Source organism: Mesorhizobium sp. L-8-3, assembly GCF_016756615.1.
GTDB lineage: Bacteria > Pseudomonadota > Alphaproteobacteria > Rhizobiales > Rhizobiaceae.
On the sequence record NZ_AP023262.1, the window covers coordinates 3,809,043 to 3,825,601 of the forward strand.

Here is a 16,559-nt window from a genome sequence, read left to right on the forward strand (position 1 = left end):
GCAGCAGGTGGGTTTTGGCCGATTGCGGCCGAGAGGAGAGATCTATGACCCTGTTTCATGCGCTCGCGCGCCGGGAGTCCGGCTTCGCGCTGAATGCGGCGACCGTCGTGGTCAGCTCGCTGCTGCTTGCTTTGTCTGCGCGGATTTCCGTGCCCTTCTATCCCGTGCCGCTCACCATGCAGACCTTCGTCGTCATCGGGCTCGGCCTCGCGCTTGGGCCGTGGCGGGCCGCCGCGGCGGTGCTTCTCTATCTCGTCGAGGGTGCGGCGGGCCTTCCCGTCTTCGCCGGAACGCCCGAGAAAGGCATCGGCATCGCCTATATGATGGGGCCGACGGGCGGCTATCTCGTCGGCTATCTGCCGGCGGCGCTGCTCGGCGGGTGGCTCGCCATGCGCGGTTGGGACCGGAACCCGCTCAGCGCCATGGCCGCTGCGCTGCTCGCCGGCGCCGTGATCTATGTGCCGGGCCTGTTGTGGCTGGGCACCGTTATCGGCTTCGACAAGCCCGTGCTCGCCTTCGGCCTCTATCCCTTCGTGTTCGGCGACATCTGCAAGGCGCTGCTTGCCGCCATCACCTTCCCCGCCGCCTGGAAGTGGCTTTCGGCGCGAGGCGCCAACTGATGCGCGCCGTCCTCGAACAGCTTGAAGCCCGTCGCGCCGAGGCGCGCCTCGGCGGCGGGCAGAAACGCGTCGACGCCCAGCACGCCAAAGGCAAGCTGACCGCCCGCGAGCGGCTGGATGTCCTGCTCGACGAGGGTTCGTTCGAAGAGTTCGACATGTATGTCACCCATCGCGCGACCGATTTCGGCATGGCCGGCCAGAAGATCGCCGGCGACGGTGTGGTCACCGGCTGGGGCACGATCAATGGCCGCCTGGTCTATGTCTTCTCGCAGGACTTCACGGTGCTGGGCGGCTCGCTGTCGGAGACGCATGCCCAGAAGATCTGCAAGATCATGGATATGGCCGTGCGCAACGGCGCGCCGGTCATCGGGCTGAACGATTCCGGCGGCGCCCGCATCCAGGAAGGCGTCGCCTCGCTCGCCGGCTATGCCGACGTCTTCAAGCGCAATGTCGACGCCTCCGGCGTCATCCCGCAGATATCGGTGATCATGGGTCCCTGCGCCGGCGGCGCGGTCTATTCGCCCGCCATGACCGACTTCATCTTCATGGTCCGCGACAGCTCCTACATGTTCGTGACCGGCCCCGACGTGGTAAAGACCGTCACCAACGAGATCGTGACCGCGGAAGAACTCGGCGGCGCGCGCACGCACACCGCGAAGTCCTCCGTCGCCGACGGCGCGTTCGACAACGACATCGAGGCGCTCGAAGCCATCCGCAGGCTGTTCGACTTCCTGCCGCTCAGCAATCGCGACGAGCCGCCGACACGGCCCTTCCACGACGACCCCGGCCGCATCGAGATGCGGCTCGACACGCTGATCCCCGACAGCGCCAACAAGCCCTACGACATGAAGGAACTGATCCTGGCGATCGCGGATGAAGGCGATTTCTTCGAGATCCAGGAGGCCTTCGCCCGCAACATCATCGTCGGCTTCATGCGCATCGAGGGCCAGACGGTGGGCGTCGTCGCCAACCAGCCGATGGTGCTGGCCGGCTGTCTCGACATCGATTCCTCGCGCAAGGCGGCGCGTTTCGTGCGCTTCTGCGACGCCTTCTCGATCCCGCTGCTCACGCTTGTGGACGTGCCGGGTTTCCTGCCTGGGACCGCGCAGGAGTATGGCGGCGTCATCAAGCACGGCGCCAAGCTGCTCTTCGCCTATAGCGAGGCGACCGTGCCGATGGTCACGCTGATCACCCGCAAGGCCTATGGCGGCGCCTATGACGTGATGGCCTCGAAGCATATCGGCGCCGACGTCAACTATGCCTGGCCGACGGCCGAGATCGCGGTGATGGGCGCCAAGGGTGCGACCGAGATCCTCTACCGCTCGGAATTGGACGACCCCGCCAGGATCGCGGAGCGGACCAAGGACTATGAGGAACGCTTTGCCAATCCGTTCGTGGCGGCCGAGCGCGGCTTCATCGACGAGGTCATCATGCCGCATTCCTCACGCAAGCGCATCGCCCGGGCCTTCGCGGCGTTACGCGGCAAGTCCGTCGAGACCCGCTGGAAGAAGCACGACACCATACCGCTATGAAAGGGCGCATGACCTTGTCCAGGAACCTGGTTCCACTCATGGAGATCATGCGCGGGAGCGCCGCCTGATGTTCAAGAAGATCCTGATCGCCAATCGCGGCGAGATCGCCTGCCGCGTCATCAAGACGGCGCGGAAACTCGGCATCGAGACGGTCGCCGTCTATTCCGACGCCGACCGCGAAGCGCTGCATGTGAAAATGGCCGACGAGGCCGTGCATATCGGGCCCGCGCCGTCGAGCCAGTCCTATATCGTCATCCAGAAGATCATCGATGCGGTCCGCCGGACAGGCGCCGACGCGGTGCACCCTGGTTACGGCTTCCTGTCGGAGAACCCCAACTTCGCCGAAGCCCTCAAGGTCGAGGGCGTGACCTTCATCGGCCCGCCGCCGGTGGCGATCGAGGCGATGGGCGACAAGATCACCTCGAAGAAGATCGCCGCATCTGCCGGCGTTTCCACCGTTCCCGGCCATATGGGGTTGATCGAGGATGCCGACGAAGCGGTCAGGATCGCCCGTTCGATAGGCTATCCCGTCATGATCAAGGCTTCGGCCGGCGGCGGCGGCAAGGGCATGCGCATCGCCTGGAACGACGCGGAGGCGCGCGATGGATTTCAGTCGTCGAGGAACGAAGCGAAATCCTCCTTCGGCGACGACCGGATCTTCATCGAGAAATTCGTCACCCAGCCGCGCCACATCGAGATCCAGCTGCTGGGCGACCAGCACGGCAATCTGATCTATCTCGGCGAGCGCGAGTGCTCGATCCAGCGGCGCAACCAGAAGGTAATCGAGGAGGCGCCGTCGCCTTTCCTGGATGCGGCGACCCGAAAAGCGATGGGTGAGCAGGCTGTCGCGCTGGGCAAGGCGGTCGGCTACTTCTCGGCCGGCACGGTCGAGTTCATCGTCGACGGCGACCGCAATTTCTACTTCCTCGAGATGAACACCCGCCTGCAGGTCGAACACCCGGTGACGGAACTGATCACCGGCTTCGATCTCGTGGAGGAAATGATCCGCGTGGCGGCCGGCGAGCGCCTGCGCCACAGCCAGGACGACGTGAAGCTGAATGGCTGGGCGATCGAGAGCCGGCTCTATGCCGAGGACCCCTATCGCAACTTCCTGCCGTCGATCGGCCGGCTGACGCGCTACCGCCCGCCGGTCGAGGGCAAATGCGACGACGGAACGATCGTGCGCAACGACACGGGCGTATTCGAGGGCGGCGAGATCTCGATGTATTACGATCCGATGATCGCCAAGCTGTGCACCTGGGCGCCCGACCGGGCGACGGCAATCGAGGCGATGGGTGCCGCGCTCGACGATTTCGAGGTGGAAGGCATCGGCCATAACCTGCCGTTCCTCTCCGCCGTCATGGAACAGGAACGCTTCCGCTCGGGCCGTCTAACGACGGCCTATATCGCGGAGGAATTCCCTGACGGCTTCTCCGGTGTCGAGCCGTCGGCCGAGCAGGCCGAAAAACTGGCCGCCATCGCGGCCTTCATCGACCGGGTCGTCCAGAGGCGTGACGTGCAGATATCGGGCGCGATGGACAATCATCGCCGCCAGATCGGCAGCGAGCGGGTGATCACGCTGGCCGATCGCTCGATCGCCGTCTCGGTGCGCGAGGAGGCCGGACGGACCATCGTCGAAGCGGAAGACGGCCAGGCGATATCAGTCGCGTCCGACTGGTTGCCCGGGCGCAGCCATGCCGCCTTCGAGCTCGACGGCGCCATCGTCGGCGTCAAGGTCGCGCCGTCGGGCAGCGGCTGGCGGCTGCGCTGCCGCGGCGTCGACTTGGTCGCCCATGTACGCGGTCACCGTGTCGCGGCGCTGGCGCGGCTGATGCCGAAGAAGCTGCCGCCGGATCTGTCGCGCTCGTTGCTCTGCCCGATGCCCGGGGTCGTCACCTCCATTGCAGTCAGCGCCGGCGACACGGTCGAGGCCGGGCAGGTGCTGGCGACGGTCGAGGCCATGAAGATGGAGAACGTGCTGCGCGCCGAACGCCGCGCGACGGTGCGGCTCATCGCGGCCAAGGCGGGCGCCAGCCTCGCGGTGGACGAATTGATCATGGAATTCGAGTGAGGCGACGATGACGACGGCACGCAAGAGCGTCGAAGCATGGCGCGGCCTGGCGGAGCGCGAGATCAACGCCTCGGCCGACACGCTGGTCTGGAAGACGCCCGAGGGCATCGACGTCAAGCCGCTCTACACGGCCGAGGACATCGCCGCCATTGACCATCTCGGCGCGCTGCCGGGCTTCGATCCCTTCATCCGCGGGCCGCGGGCGACCATGTATGCCGGCCGGCCGTGGACGATCCGGCAATATGCCGGGTTCTCGACGGCGGAAGCGTCGAACGCCTTCTATCGCAAGGCGCTCGCCGCGGGCCAGCAGGGCGTGTCGGTGGCCTTCGACCTCGCCACGCATCGGGGCTATGACAGCGACCACCCGCGCGTGGTCGGCGACGTCGGCAAGGCAGGCGTGGCGATCGATTCCGTGGAGGACATGAAGATCCTGTTCGACGGCATCCCGCTCGACAAGGTCTCGGTCTCGATGACCATGAACGGCGCGGTGATCCCGATCCTGGCCAATTTCATCGTGGCGGGCGAAGAGCAGGGCGTTTCGCGCACGCAGCTTGCGGGGACGATCCAAAACGACATCCTCAAGGAGTTCATGGTCCGCAACACCTATATCTATCCGCCCGAACCCTCGATGCGGATCATCGCCGACATCATCGAATACACGGCGCGCGAGATGCCGAAGTTCAACTCGATCTCCATCTCCGGCTACCATATGCAGGAAGCCGGCGCGACGCTGGTCCAGGAACTGGCCTTCACGCTCGCCGACGGCCGCGAATATGTGCGGGCCGCGCTCAACAAAGGCCTCGACGTCGACGCCTTCGCAGGCCGGCTCTCCTTCTTCTTCGCGATCGGCATGAACTTCTTCATGGAGGCCGCCAAGCTGCGCGCGGCGCGGCTCCTGTGGACGCGCATCATGAAGGAGTTCGACCCGAAGAAGCCGTCCTCGCTGATGTTGCGCACGCATTGCCAGACGTCGGGCGTGTCGCTCCAGGAGCAGGATCCCTACAACAACATCGTGCGCACGGCCTTCGAGGCGATGTCGGCCGCGCTTGGGGGAACGCAGTCGCTGCATACGAACTCCTTCGACGAGGCGATCGCGCTGCCGACGGAATTCTCCGCGCGCATCGCGCGCAACACCCAGCTCATCCTCCAGCACGAGACCGGCGTGACCAAGGTGGTCGATCCGCTGGCCGGCTCCTACTATGTCGAGAGCCTCACGGCGGAACTGGCCGACAAGGCCTGGGCGCTGATCGAGGAGGTTGAACAGCAGGGCGGCATGGCCAAGGCTGTGGAGGCCGGCCTGCCCAAGCGGCTCATCGAGGAGGCGGCGACGCGCAAGCAGGCCGCGATCGACAAGGGCGACGAAGTGATCGTCGGCGTCAATAAATACCGGCTCGAGCAGGAGGACCCGATCGACACGCTGGAGATCGACAACAGCGCCGTGCGCCAGGCGCAGGTCGCGCGCCTGGAAAAGATACGTCGGCAGCGCGATCCGAAGTGGGTCGAAGCCGCCTTGGCGTCGCTGGAGGCGGTCGCGCGCAGCGGGCAGGGCAACATCCTGGAGGCGGCCGTCGAGGCGTCACGGGCGCGGGCGTCCGTCGGCGAGATCTCGGACGCGCTGCGCCGCGCCTTCGGCGACCATGCCACCGTGCCTGAGGTCGTCGGCGACATCTATGGCGAGGCCTATGCCGACGAACCGGAATACAAGACGCTGCTGACGCGCCTGGAGCGGATATCGGCGGTGATCGGCGAAACGCCGCGCATCATGGTCGCCAAGCTCGGTCAGGACGGTCACGATCGCGGCGCCAAGGTGGTGGCCTCGGCCTTCGGCGACATAGGCTTCGAGGTGTTGGCCGGGCCTCTGTTCCAGACGCCGGACGAGGCGGCCGAGATGGCCATGTCGGCCAAGGTGCATGTGATCGGCGTCTCCTCTTTGGCCGCCGGCCACAAGACCCTGCTGCCGCAGCTCGTCGAGTCGCTGAAAGGCAAGGGAGCCGAAGACATCATCGTGGTCTGCGGTGGGGTCGTGCCGCGGCGCGACTACGACTTCCTGTCCGACCACGGCGTCGCGGCCGTCTTCGGGCCGGGCACAAACGTGCTCGATGCGGCGAATGCCGTGCTGGACCTCATGGAAGGCAAGCTGCGCAACCAGCCGTGAGGGCACGACTCAAAATCGTGCGGTCGAGCCGGAGCCCCGGAACTCCAGAGCTTATTTTTGCGCGTGGCGGCGACACCGCCCGAAGCTGTCCCGTCTGGTCCGACGCCGTCAGAAGCCACGCTGCCACTTCAGATACGGATTGGCACCGGGCGCTTCGACCTCACTCCTGAAGGCCGGTTGCAACTGCGGATCGATATTGGCCTCGCTCGTCGCCTGGCAACCGGCGAGGGCGACGATCAACGACAAGAGTGCCAGTTTCCGCATTTCCAATCTCCGGTGGGACGCCCCGAGCCAAGAATCGGTTGCGGCCAGTTTCCATAGACATCGAGCGCCCAACGCAAAATTGCAAGAAAGCGCTCCTTTGCCGCGGCACCGCCAGCCCGGCCCGAGGACATCGCAGCCGCATTCCAGGCTCAACTGGAAGGGTTGACGAATCCCGCTCGGAATATTCTCGATATCTGTCGATAATCGTCCGTTCGACGGCGCCTTGTAACTGGGAGTGAAAATGGAGGAGTTTCGGATCGCGGCCATTCCGGGCGACGGGATCGGAACGGAGGTGGTGACGGCGGGCATCGAGGTCCTCGAGGCGGTGGCCGGTCGCGACGGCGGTTTCCGGCTGTCCTTCGATCATTTCGACTGGGGCAGCGACTATTATCGTCGTCATGGCGAGATGATGCCGAAGGATGGTCTCGACCGGATCCGGGGCCATGATGCCATCCTGTTCGGCGCGGTCGGCGCGCCCGACGTGCCGGATCACGTCAGCCTGTGGGGGCTCCGGCTGGCGATCTGCCAGTCCTTCGACCAATACGCCAATGTGCGGCCGGTGCGCCTGCTGCCCGGCATCGTCGGCCCGCTGCGCGGCGTCAGCTCGGACGATCTCGACTGGGTGATCGTCCGCGAGAATTCGGAGGGCGAGTATGCCGGGCAGGGCGGCCGCTCTCACCGCGGCCTGCCGGAAGAGGTCGCCACGGAAGTGGCCATCTTCACGCGCGCCGGCGTCACGCGCATCATGCGCTTCGCTTTCGGTCTCGCCCGGTCGCGGCCGCGCAAGCGGCTGACAGTCGCCACCAAGTCGAATGCCCAGCGCCACGGCATGGTGATGTGGGACGAGATTGCCGCCGAGGTTGCGGCCGAGTTTCCGGATGTCGCCTGGGACAAGATGCTGGTCGATGCGATGACGGCGCGCATGACGCTCCGTCCGGCCACGCTGGACACGATCGTGGCCACCAATCTGCATGCCGACATCCTGTCCGATCTGGCCGCCGCGCTCGCCGGGTCGCTCGGCATCGCGCCGACGGCCAATCTCGATCCCGAACGCCGCTTTCCCTCGATGTTCGAGCCGATCCATGGTTCGGCCATGGACATCGTCGGCAAGGGTATCGCCAATCCGGTCGCGACCTTCTGGAGCGCTGCCCTGATGCTCGACCATCTCGGCGAGAGGGCCGCCGCCGCCCGGCTGATGCGCGCCGTCGAGCGGGTCACCGCCGATCCGTCCCTCCACACGCCCGACCTCGGCGGCCATGCGACGACGCGCATGGTGACCGACGCCGTCGTCGCGGCGATCCGGGGCGATAATGTGTAACATCCAAAAGGCATCAGTTCGGAGGCGGGCGTATCCCGTCGACGAAAGGGCAGCGAGCAGGAGGACGAGATGAGCAGGAAAATCATGTTCACCGGCGGCAGCGGCAAGGCGGGCCGTCATGTCGTTCGGTATCTGGTTGATCGGGGCCACCAGGTCCTCAATCTGGACGTCAAGCCCTTGGACAATCCCAAGGTTCGCACCCTGATCACCGACATTACCGACAGCGGGCAGGTGTTCAACGCCTTGTCGAGCTATATGGGGCTGCACGAATTCGATCCGTCGCTGCGGCCGCAGAAGGTGGATGCCGTGGTGCATTTCGCCGCCGTTCCGCGCATCATGATCACACCTGATAACGAGCTGTTCCGCATCAACGCGCTCGGCACCTACAATGTCATCGAGGTTGCGGTGAAGCTCGGCATCCCCAAGATCGTGATCGCGTCGAGCGAGACGACATATGGCTTGGTCTTTGCCAACGAGCCCCGCGATCCCCGCTATTTTCCGCTCGACGAGGAATACGACGTCGACCCTATGGACAGCTACGCGCTCTCCAAGGTCGTCAACGAGCAGACGGCGCGCGCCTTCGCGCTGCGCACCGGCTTCGACATCTATGCGCTGCGCATCGGCAACGTCATCGAGCCCCATGAATATGGCCTGTTTCCGAAGTGGTTCGCCGATCCGGGTTTCCGCAAGCGCATCGCCTGGAGCTACATCGATGCGCGCGACCTCGGCCAGATTACGCATCGAGCGATCGAGAAGGACGGGCTCGGCTTCCAGATATTCAACGCCGCGAATGACGATTGTTCGTCCGACTTGCCGACCCGGGAACTGCTTGAGCGCTTCTATCCCGACGTGCCTGTCAAGCGCGAACTCGGCGAGTTCGAGACGCTGCTCTCGAACCGCAAGGTGAAGGAAATGCTCGGATTTCGCGAGGAGCACAACTGGCGCAAATATGTAGGTCGATAAGCTCCGGTCGGGAGCGCGTATCCTCGGGATTTCTCTTGATGTTCCGGCGGAACCAGCTACTTCAAGCTTGAAGGTTTTTCACGGCTGTGAGGGCCGATGATCTCGATTGCCGCTTCGGCACGAGGCTTCGGGTAGAGTAGCCGGAATGCGAGGAGACTGGGCTTGAGCATTGACGACGACGGCGCCGACCAGTGGCTCGACGGCGAAACCAAGGTGCTGGAGGCGCCGGGCGATCATGGCGACGAATTGCGCCTGTGGCTGCGGCTGCTGACCTGCGCGACACTGGTCGAGACCGAGGTGCGCCGCCGCCTGCGCGAGGAGTTCGACTTCACCTTGCCGCGCTTCGACCTGCTCGCCCAGCTCGAGAAGGCGCCGGAAGGCATGGTGCTGGGCGAGGTCTCCAAGCGCATGATGGTGTCGGCAGGCAACATCACCTCGCTGGTCGATCGGCTGGTCCAGAGCGGCCACATCCTGCGCACGACGTCGCCCACCGACCGGCGGGTGCAGGTTATCTCGCTGACGCCCTTCGGCCATGACGAGTTCCGCAAGATGGCGACGCGGCACGGCGACTGGATCGGCAATCTGTTCGCGGGGCTCTCCTCGCGCGACAGCGCCGCGCTGATGAAGGAACTCGCCAAGCTGAAGCGCTCCATCCGAACCGAGCTGGGCCGGAGCGGGTAGATCAGACGGGTTACCGTGTCCGGCGCAGCGTCTGTGATGGCGTCTCGCCGTAGCGCAGGCGATAGGCGGCGGCGGCCCGGCCGAGATGGCCGATGCCGGCCATGCATGCGATCTCGGTCACCGAGCCGTGGTTGGCCGGGTCGAGAAGGGCGGCGCGGAAGCGCTCCAGGCGAATGGTCTCGATCATATGGGTGAGCGTGGTGCCTCTCTCGCGCCGGACGCCCTCCTGAAGCGAGCGCAGGCTGACGCCCGATGCCGCGGCGATGTCGGCCACGGCGAAGGAGCGGTCGATATTGTCCTTGATCCATTCCTCGGCGCGCGCCACCGCGGCCGAGCCCGCGGGCGGAGCGATCGTGTCGAGGGCGCCGCGCTGCGAATGTGAAAACGAGGTCAGAAGCAGTGCGCCCAGGCTTTCGCCGAGCCGTGAAAGATAGTCGCCGAGCACGCCTGTGTCGGTTTCGGCAGCCTCGATCATCAGCCTGACATGGCCGAGCAGCAGCCGCCCGGCCGGGCTGGTCATGTCAATCCCTGTGGCGAATTCGACCTTGCCGACCGGATGGCCGGCGATCTGCTCGCACTGGCGCTGCATCGCCTCGCGTTCGACTAGAACGATGAGCTTCTGGCAGCCGTCCGACCAGTTCATCCTGGTCGGCAGCGTCGGCGACAGCAATGAGGCGAATTGGCCGGTGCTGGCGATCGCCGTGTCGTTGCCGCAGCGGACCGTTGCCGAGCCCGACAGCGGGATCTGGAGCAGGAAGAAGCTGGAAAGCTCGCCGGGGTCGATCTCGACCTCGCAGCCATAACTCACCAGGTTGAGCGAATACCCCCGCTGACGCGACGAGCGATGCACGGCGTGGAAGCCAGCGGCATGCCTGTCGTGAGGCGACAGGAAATGCGGGCAGAAGATGCGCCCGATCTCCTGCCTCGCCTCCTCGGGCGAGTAAGTGTCGACAAGCGTCTGGCGTTCGAGCGGCAGGATCGATTGAGCGGCGTCCATGCAGGCAACCTTCTCCCAACGGTCGCATTCGGTCTTCAGACTGCGCGATATGGATAGTGGCCGCGCGATCTGGATTGCGGGCGACGGCCGTCCACCTCACTCTCAATGTAATTGAAGTCTAAAAGAAACGCGAGCCTCGCAGCGATTGCCAGGCAACGTGTCCGCCAGGGAACCGATGGAGGAGTGAATGACATCCGACCTCTTTCTTGCTGGTATGCGCAAAGTGGCCGGCGCGGTGAGCGTGATCACCACGCTGGGCAATGACGGCGAGCGCCGTGGGCTGACGGCGACGGCGGTCTGCTCGCTGTCGGCCGAGCCGCCCTCCCTGGTCGCCTGCGTCAACCGCAAGACCTGGGTCGCACAGTTCGTTCCCGATTCCGGGGTGTTTGCCGTCAACGTGCTTTCCCATGCCCAGGAGCCGATCGCGCGCACCTTCGCCGGCCAGACCAGCCTCGCCGCCGGAGACCGGTTCTCCGTCGGCGACTGGAGAGCCGGGTCGACCGGAGCGCCGATCGTCGGGGGCGCGCTCGTTTCCTTCGAATGCCGGCTCGACCAGGTCGTCGATCATACCACTCACATCATCCTGATCGGGCGGGTGGTCGAGACCGTACCGGGCGACGGCCATTCACTCGTCTATCTCGACGGCGGTTTTTCTTCGGTTCCGCGGTCGCTTTCTGCCGCCTGAGTGGCGCGGGGTGCCCGCCGATATCATCGATCAAGGAGGATTCAAAAATGAAGGGCCTGGACGGAAAGACCGCGATCATCTCGGGCGGCGCCACGCTCATCGGCGAGAGCTGCGCGGCGGTGCTCGCGGGGTATGGCGTCAATGTCGTGATCGCGGACATCAACGAGGCCGACGGCGCGAGGGTGGCAATCGGCATCGGCCCCAAGGCGAGCTTCATCCGGACCGACATCACGAGCGACGACGATATCCATGCCCTGGTCGCCGCCACCGTGGAACGTCACGGGCGGCTCGACTTCCTCGTCAATGTTGCCGCAACCTATCTGGACAATGGTGCCGAGACTTCGCGGGCGGACTGGCTGAAGGCGTTCGACGTCAATGTCGTCGGCTCGGTCGTGCTGATACAGGCCGCCCGGCCGCATCTGGCGAAGAACAAGGGTGCCATCGTCAATTTCGGCTCGATCTCGGCGCGCGTCGCCCAGGTGGGACGCTGGGCCTATCCGGTGTCGAAGGCGGCGATCCTGCAGTTGACCCGCAACCAGGCGCTCGATCTGGCGCTGGACGGCATCCGGGTCAATGCCGTGTCTCCCGGCTGGACCTGGAGCAACATCATGAAGCAACTCAGCAACGACAACAGGGAAAAGACCGACGGGGTCGCCGCACCCTTCCACCTGCTGCGCCGCACGGGCGACCCGTCCGAGGTAGCCGAGGCGGTCGCCTTCCTGCTTTCCGATGCCGCGAGCTTCATCACCGGCACCGACATCAGGGTGGACGGCGGCTACACCGCGATGGGCCCGGAGCGGATCGATCCGGCGATCCCGCTGCTGATGGAATAATCGGCCATCGCCTTTGTGCGGCATGGCCAGGAAGGATTTCCAACGGTCTGTGACGGTTGGAGCGCGCGACCGCGCGCCGCGCCCCGTTGGCGCGAAAAGCCAAGCGGGCCGGATGGGCCGCGCCGGCGATTGAGGCCACTGGTGAGACAATCAACAAGGGGAATGACGATGAGCAGTCGCAAGATCACGATTCTGGGCGGAGGCCAGGCCGGCCTTCAGCTCGCCTGCGGGCTTCTGCAGAAAGGCTACGAGGTCAAGGTCGTGCAGAACCGCACGGCCGAGGACATCCGCACCGGCAAGGTCATGTCGAGCCAGTGCATGTTCGATGCCGCCTTGCAGAACGAGCGCGATGTCGGGCTCGACTTCTGGGGCGAGGAATGCCCGACGGTCGACTCCATCAACTTCGTGGTTCCGGCGCCAGATAAGCCTGGCCACAAGGCCATCGACTGGAACGGATTGTTGGAGCGGCCGGCGCAGAGTGTCGACCAGCGCACCAAATATCCGGTCTGGATGAAGGAACTCGAACGGCGCGGCGGCACGCTGGAGATCAAGGAGGCGACGATCGCCGACCTGGAGACCTATGCCGCATCGTCCGATCTCACCGTCGTCGCTGCCGGCAAGGGTGACATCGCCAGGATGTTCGAGCGCGACGCCGAGAAGTCTCCCTTCGACAAGCCGCAGCGTGCGCTCGCTTTGACCTATGTCCATGGCATGACGCCGCGGCCTGACCATTCGGCCGTCAACTTCAACCTGATCCCCGGCGTGGGCGAATATTTCGTCTTCCCGGCGCTGACCAACAGCGGCCCTTGCGACATCATGGTGCTGGAAGGCATTCCCGGCGGCCCGATGGACTGCTGGAAGGATGTCACCACGCCGCAGGAGCATCTGGCGCGCTCGAAATGGATCCTCGACAGCTTCCTGCCCTGGGAGGCTGAGCGCTGCCGCAAGGTCGAGCTGACAGACGCCAACGGCATCCTGGCCGGCGCCTTCCCGCCGACCGTGCGCAAGCCGATCGGACGGCTGCCTTCGGGCAAGGTCGTGCTGGGTCTGGCGGATGCCGTCTGCCTCAACGATCCGATCACGGGGCAGGGCTCCAACAACGCATCCAAGGCCGCACGCATCTACATGGATGCGATCGTCGCCCATGGCGACCGGCCATTCGACGAAGCCTTCATGCAGGCGACCTTCGACCGCTATTGGAGCTATGCCCAATATGTTGTCGGCTGGACCAACGCACTGCTGCAGCCGCCACCGCCCCATGTGCTCAACATCATGGGCTCGGCGCAGGCCTTTCCGATGCTCGCCAGGCGGATCGCCAACGGCTTCGACAATCCGCCCGATCTGTTCCCGTGGTTTGCCGTGCCGGAGGAGGCCGACCGCTACCTGCAGCAGCTGGCGGCGTAGGGCATATTCTCCCCGCGAAGGACGGGGAGAGTGCCCTTGTTTCCGGCTACGGCCGGCTTCTCCCACAGGTGTTTTGGCGCTGCCGTACCCCTCATCCGACCTCGCCCTTTCGGGCGAGGCCACCTTCTCCCACAAGGGGAGAAGGCAAGGCCCTGCAACAGCGTCTCGGCCAATCGTGTACGTTGGCGATTTGCAGAGCCGGTTGAGCTAGGCTCCAGCCTTCTCCCCTTGTGGGAGAAGGTGGCCTCGTCCGCCAGGACGAGGTCGGATGAGGGGTCCCTTGTGGGAGAAGGTGGCCTCGTCCGCCAGGACGAGGTCGGATGAGGGGTCCCTCAGGGCCTGTCGGCCGGCTGATTAGCGATCCCCCGCGCCAAATCCGCTGGAACAGCGACCGGCATGTCGAGCAGCATCTGGGCGAAACCCTTGCCGAGCGGGTCGTTGCGCAGGCTTGCCATGCCGCCTCCGGCCAGCGCCCGCTCGAGCAGGAAATTGAAGCCGCCGACCCCGGGCACCTCGTAGCGATGGACAGGGCCTTCGACGAGATGGGCGAAATAGTCCCGCACACGCTCGGCCGTCAGCTCTCGCCGCAGCACGGCCGTGAAGGCCGGGTCGCGCGGGATCACGCCGATATTGGCGCTGTCGCCCTTGTCGCCGGAACGCGCGAAGGCGAGCCGGATCAGGGGAACCAAAACCGTTTCGCCATCATGGGGCTCGACGGCCGGAACTGGGCGCTCGGCGGTCTTCGCCCCGCTCATGGCGATAGCGACCGGGACCTCGAAATGCTCCGTTCCGATCGCCACGACAGGCGGCGGCAGCCTGTCCTTATCAAGCAGGAAGGAAAACAGCCTGACGATCGGCGTCGGCTTCGGGCGTCCGCCCGCGAAGCCTGTGGTTCCCGGCGCGAAGCTCGTCGCCGCCGGCGCGATCTCCCGGGCGAAGATGCCGAGTGCGGCGGGATCATCATGCTCGACACCGAGCTTCATGACGACCTCGCGGGCGCCGGCTGCGCGTGAATGCGGGCCGTAGACCGCCTCCGCCCCCAGGATCTCGATATCGGTCCGGCGATAGTCGGCAAGGTTGCGATGCCGGAAGATGGCGCGTGTTCGCTCCAGGATCGCTTCCGCCGTCCGCCGTGCCTTGCGGTCGGCGTCGATTCCGATGACGGACAGGGTGCCGTAGGCCCGCCATCCGTCGACATGGGTGGCCGAGACCTTGTAGGCGGCGGGCGCGGGCCGTCCCAAGGCTCCCGCGACACGGACGCGGTTCGGACCCGCCTCTTCGATCCGTACCTCAGAGAAATCCGCGGTCACGTCGGGCAGCACATAACGCGTCGGGTCGCCCACCTCGTAGAGCATCTGCTCGGCGATGACGCCAGGCGTTATGAGCCCCCCTGTGCCGTCCGGCTTGGCGATGACGAAGCTGCCGTCAACGGCACATTCGGCGATCGGATAACCGATATTGGCCCAGTCCGGCACGGCCTCCCAGTCGGTATGCAGCCCGCCCGTCGCCTGCGCGCCGCATTCGAGGATGTGGCCGACGAGGCTCCCAGACGCCAGCCTGTCCCAATCGTCGGCGCGCCAGCCGAACTCGTGCATCAGCATGCCGAGCGCCAGCGCGCTGTCGGCGACGCGTCCGGTGACGACGATATCGGCGCCACGGCCGAGGGCGGCCGCGATCGGCGTGGCGCCGAGATAGGCGTTGGCGCTGAGGATCCTTTCGGGAAAGGCCGCGCCGGAGAACATCTCGGTCATGCCTTCGCTCCGCAGCGTATCGGCGAGGCCCGAGACGTCGTCGCCCTCGACAATGGCGATCTCGAGCTTGGAGCCGGCTGCCACCGCGATCTCGTGCAACGCGGCTGCGCAGGCGCGGGGGTTCACGCCGCCGGCATTAGCGACGATACGGACGCCGCGCGACGTGATGTCGGCGAGCAGCATCTTCACCACGCCGACGAAATCAGTCGCATATCCCTGTGCAGGGTCCTTCTCTCGCGCCCGCACCAGAAGCGACATGGTGACCTCGGCGAGATAGTCGAACACCAGATAGTCGACCTTGCCGCTGCGGGCGAGTTGCAGCGCGCCGAGGCTGCTGTCGCCCCAGAAACCCGACGCGCCGCCGATGCGGACCAGCTTCCCGGCCATGGTCATCTCCCCGTCCAGACCGGACTGCGTTTTTCGGTGAAGGCAGCGACGCCCTCGGCCGCGTCCTCGGTCAGCGCCGTGACGCCGATCTGCGTCTCGGTGAAGCTCAACGCCTGCTCGAAGCTCATGTCGGCGATCGCAGCCATCGCATATTTGCCGCGCCGGATTGCCGTCGGCGACTTGTCGAAGATCCTGGCGAGCAGCCAATCCGTCTTGGCATCGAGTTCCTGCGCCGGCACGACATGGTTGACGAGACGCATGGCCAACGCAGTTGCTGCATCGACAGGCTCGCCGGTGATGCAGAGCTCCATCAGATCTCGCCGCGCGATGAGCTGTTGCAGCACGGACAGGACCTGCATGGGAAAGACGCCGATCTTGACCTCGGGCAGACCGAAGATGGCATGATCGGCGGCGACCGCCATGTCGCACATAGCAAGCAGGCCCATGCCGCCCGCCATGCAGGCCCCGTTCACACGCGCGATGATGGGCAGGCGGCAGGCATGGGCCGCGCGCAGCAGATTGGCGAAAGGCTGGCTCGGCTCGGCGAAGCTGCGCCCGAAAGCCTCTGCCCCCCCGGAAAGATCGGCGCCAGCGCAAAATGCCTTGTCGCCGGCGCCGGTGAGCACGATCGCCCTGACGTCGGGATCGGCCGATGATTGCTCGATGCCGGAAGTGATGCCCGACATGACCGCGGCATTGATCGAATTGCGTTTGGCCGCCCGATCGATGGTGATCCAGCCTGCGCGGCCGCGCTTTTCGTATAGGACCTCTCGGCTCTCCGTCATGTCACACGCCTCCTCCTCGGCCCGGCGGCAAGCTGCCGGGCGTCGAGCGAAGTTACCCGAATCCGTGCCCGTGAGAAGCCGGCTCCACCATGAATGTCAAAGGATTCGAGAGG

Annotated in this window: 14 protein-coding genes; 10 read left to right on the plus strand and 4 right to left on the minus strand. The window is 65.5% G+C overall.

The window, feature by feature from the left end:
* The first annotated feature begins 44 nt into the window (after positions 1 to 44).
* The 4 genes from JN302_RS17825 to scpA all read left to right on the plus strand — a co-directional run bounded on the left by JN302_RS17825 (position 45) and on the right by scpA (position 6,378).
* The gene (locus JN302_RS17825; RefSeq protein ID WP_202333932.1) at positions 45 to 620 is read left to right on the plus strand and encodes a biotin transporter BioY; all 576 of its coding nucleotides are present in this window, start codon (positions 45 to 47) and stop codon (positions 618 to 620) included.
* On the plus strand, positions 620 to 2,152 hold the full coding sequence (locus JN302_RS17830; RefSeq protein ID WP_202333933.1) for an acyl-CoA carboxylase subunit beta: 1,533 nt from the start codon (positions 620 to 622) through the stop codon (positions 2,150 to 2,152). The genes JN302_RS17825 and JN302_RS17830 overlap by 1 nt, the downstream gene beginning before the upstream one ends.
* Positions 2,153 to 2,219: 67 nt before the next feature.
* A complete protein-coding gene (locus JN302_RS17835) occupies positions 2,220 to 4,223 on the plus strand; it encodes an acetyl-CoA carboxylase biotin carboxylase subunit (RefSeq protein ID WP_202333934.1) in 2,004 nt (667 codons plus the stop codon).
* 7 nt (positions 4,224 to 4,230) lie between these two features.
* Positions 4,231 to 6,378: a methylmalonyl-CoA mutase gene (gene scpA, locus JN302_RS17840; RefSeq protein ID WP_202333935.1), complete on the plus strand. Its 2,148-nt coding sequence runs from the start codon at positions 4,231 to 4,233 to the stop codon at positions 6,376 to 6,378.
* 108 nt (positions 6,379 to 6,486) lie between these two features.
* Here scpA and JN302_RS17845 read toward each other — a convergent pair whose 3' ends face one another.
* The gene (locus tag JN302_RS17845) at positions 6,487 to 6,642 is read right to left on the minus strand and encodes a hypothetical protein (RefSeq protein ID WP_202313856.1); all 156 of its coding nucleotides are present in this window, start codon (positions 6,640 to 6,642) and stop codon (positions 6,487 to 6,489) included.
* A gap of 241 nt (positions 6,643 to 6,883) precedes the next feature.
* Between JN302_RS17845 and JN302_RS17850 the strand changes: the two genes are divergently transcribed.
* From JN302_RS17850 to JN302_RS17860, 3 genes are all read left to right on the plus strand, one after another.
* On the plus strand, positions 6,884 to 7,960 hold the full coding sequence (locus JN302_RS17850; protein ID WP_202333936.1) for a tartrate dehydrogenase: 1,077 nt from the start codon (positions 6,884 to 6,886) through the stop codon (positions 7,958 to 7,960).
* A 69-nt stretch (positions 7,961 to 8,029) separates the two neighbouring features.
* Complete coding sequence (locus tag JN302_RS17855) at positions 8,030 to 8,923, plus strand: NAD-dependent epimerase/dehydratase family protein (protein ID WP_202333937.1); 894 nt, start codon at positions 8,030 to 8,032, stop codon at positions 8,921 to 8,923.
* A gap of 168 nt (positions 8,924 to 9,091) precedes the next feature.
* Entirely contained in the window at positions 9,092 to 9,604 is a 513-nt protein-coding gene (locus JN302_RS17860; protein ID WP_202334320.1) for a MarR family transcriptional regulator, read from the plus strand.
* Positions 9,605 to 9,614: 10 nt separating this feature from the next.
* On the opposite strand, the gene JN302_RS17865 is transcribed toward JN302_RS17860, so the two are convergent.
* Positions 9,615 to 10,601, minus strand: coding sequence for an AraC family transcriptional regulator (locus JN302_RS17865; protein ID WP_202333938.1), 987 nt, complete (start codon positions 10,599 to 10,601; stop codon positions 9,615 to 9,617).
* Positions 10,602 to 10,788: 187 nt separating this feature from the next.
* Here JN302_RS17865 and JN302_RS17870 point away from each other — a divergent pair, with 187 nt between their 5' ends.
* The 3 genes from JN302_RS17870 (at position 10,789) to JN302_RS17880 (ending at position 13,523) form a co-directional block, all read left to right on the plus strand.
* Positions 10,789 to 11,286, plus strand: a complete 498-nt coding sequence (locus JN302_RS17870; RefSeq protein WP_202333939.1) for a flavin reductase family protein — start codon at positions 10,789 to 10,791, stop codon at positions 11,284 to 11,286.
* A 47-nt stretch (positions 11,287 to 11,333) separates the two neighbouring features.
* Complete coding sequence (locus JN302_RS17875; RefSeq protein ID WP_244846438.1) at positions 11,334 to 12,119, plus strand: SDR family oxidoreductase; 786 nt, start codon at positions 11,334 to 11,336, stop codon at positions 12,117 to 12,119.
* Between the two features lie 168 nt (positions 12,120 to 12,287).
* Entirely contained in the window at positions 12,288 to 13,523 is a 1,236-nt protein-coding gene (locus JN302_RS17880) for a styrene monooxygenase/indole monooxygenase family protein (RefSeq protein WP_202333940.1), read from the plus strand.
* A gap of 332 nt (positions 13,524 to 13,855) precedes the next feature.
* Here the strand turns inward: JN302_RS17880 and JN302_RS17885 are convergent, their stop codons facing one another.
* Both JN302_RS17885 and JN302_RS17890 read right to left on the minus strand, forming a co-directional pair.
* Complete coding sequence (locus JN302_RS17885) at positions 13,856 to 15,661, minus strand: acyclic terpene utilization AtuA family protein (protein WP_202333941.1); 1,806 nt, start codon at positions 15,659 to 15,661, stop codon at positions 13,856 to 13,858.
* A gap of 2 nt (positions 15,662 to 15,663) precedes the next feature.
* The gene (locus JN302_RS17890) at positions 15,664 to 16,446 is read right to left on the minus strand and encodes an enoyl-CoA hydratase/isomerase family protein (protein ID WP_202333942.1); all 783 of its coding nucleotides are present in this window, start codon (positions 16,444 to 16,446) and stop codon (positions 15,664 to 15,666) included.
* Positions 16,447 to 16,559: the final 113 nt, after the last annotated feature.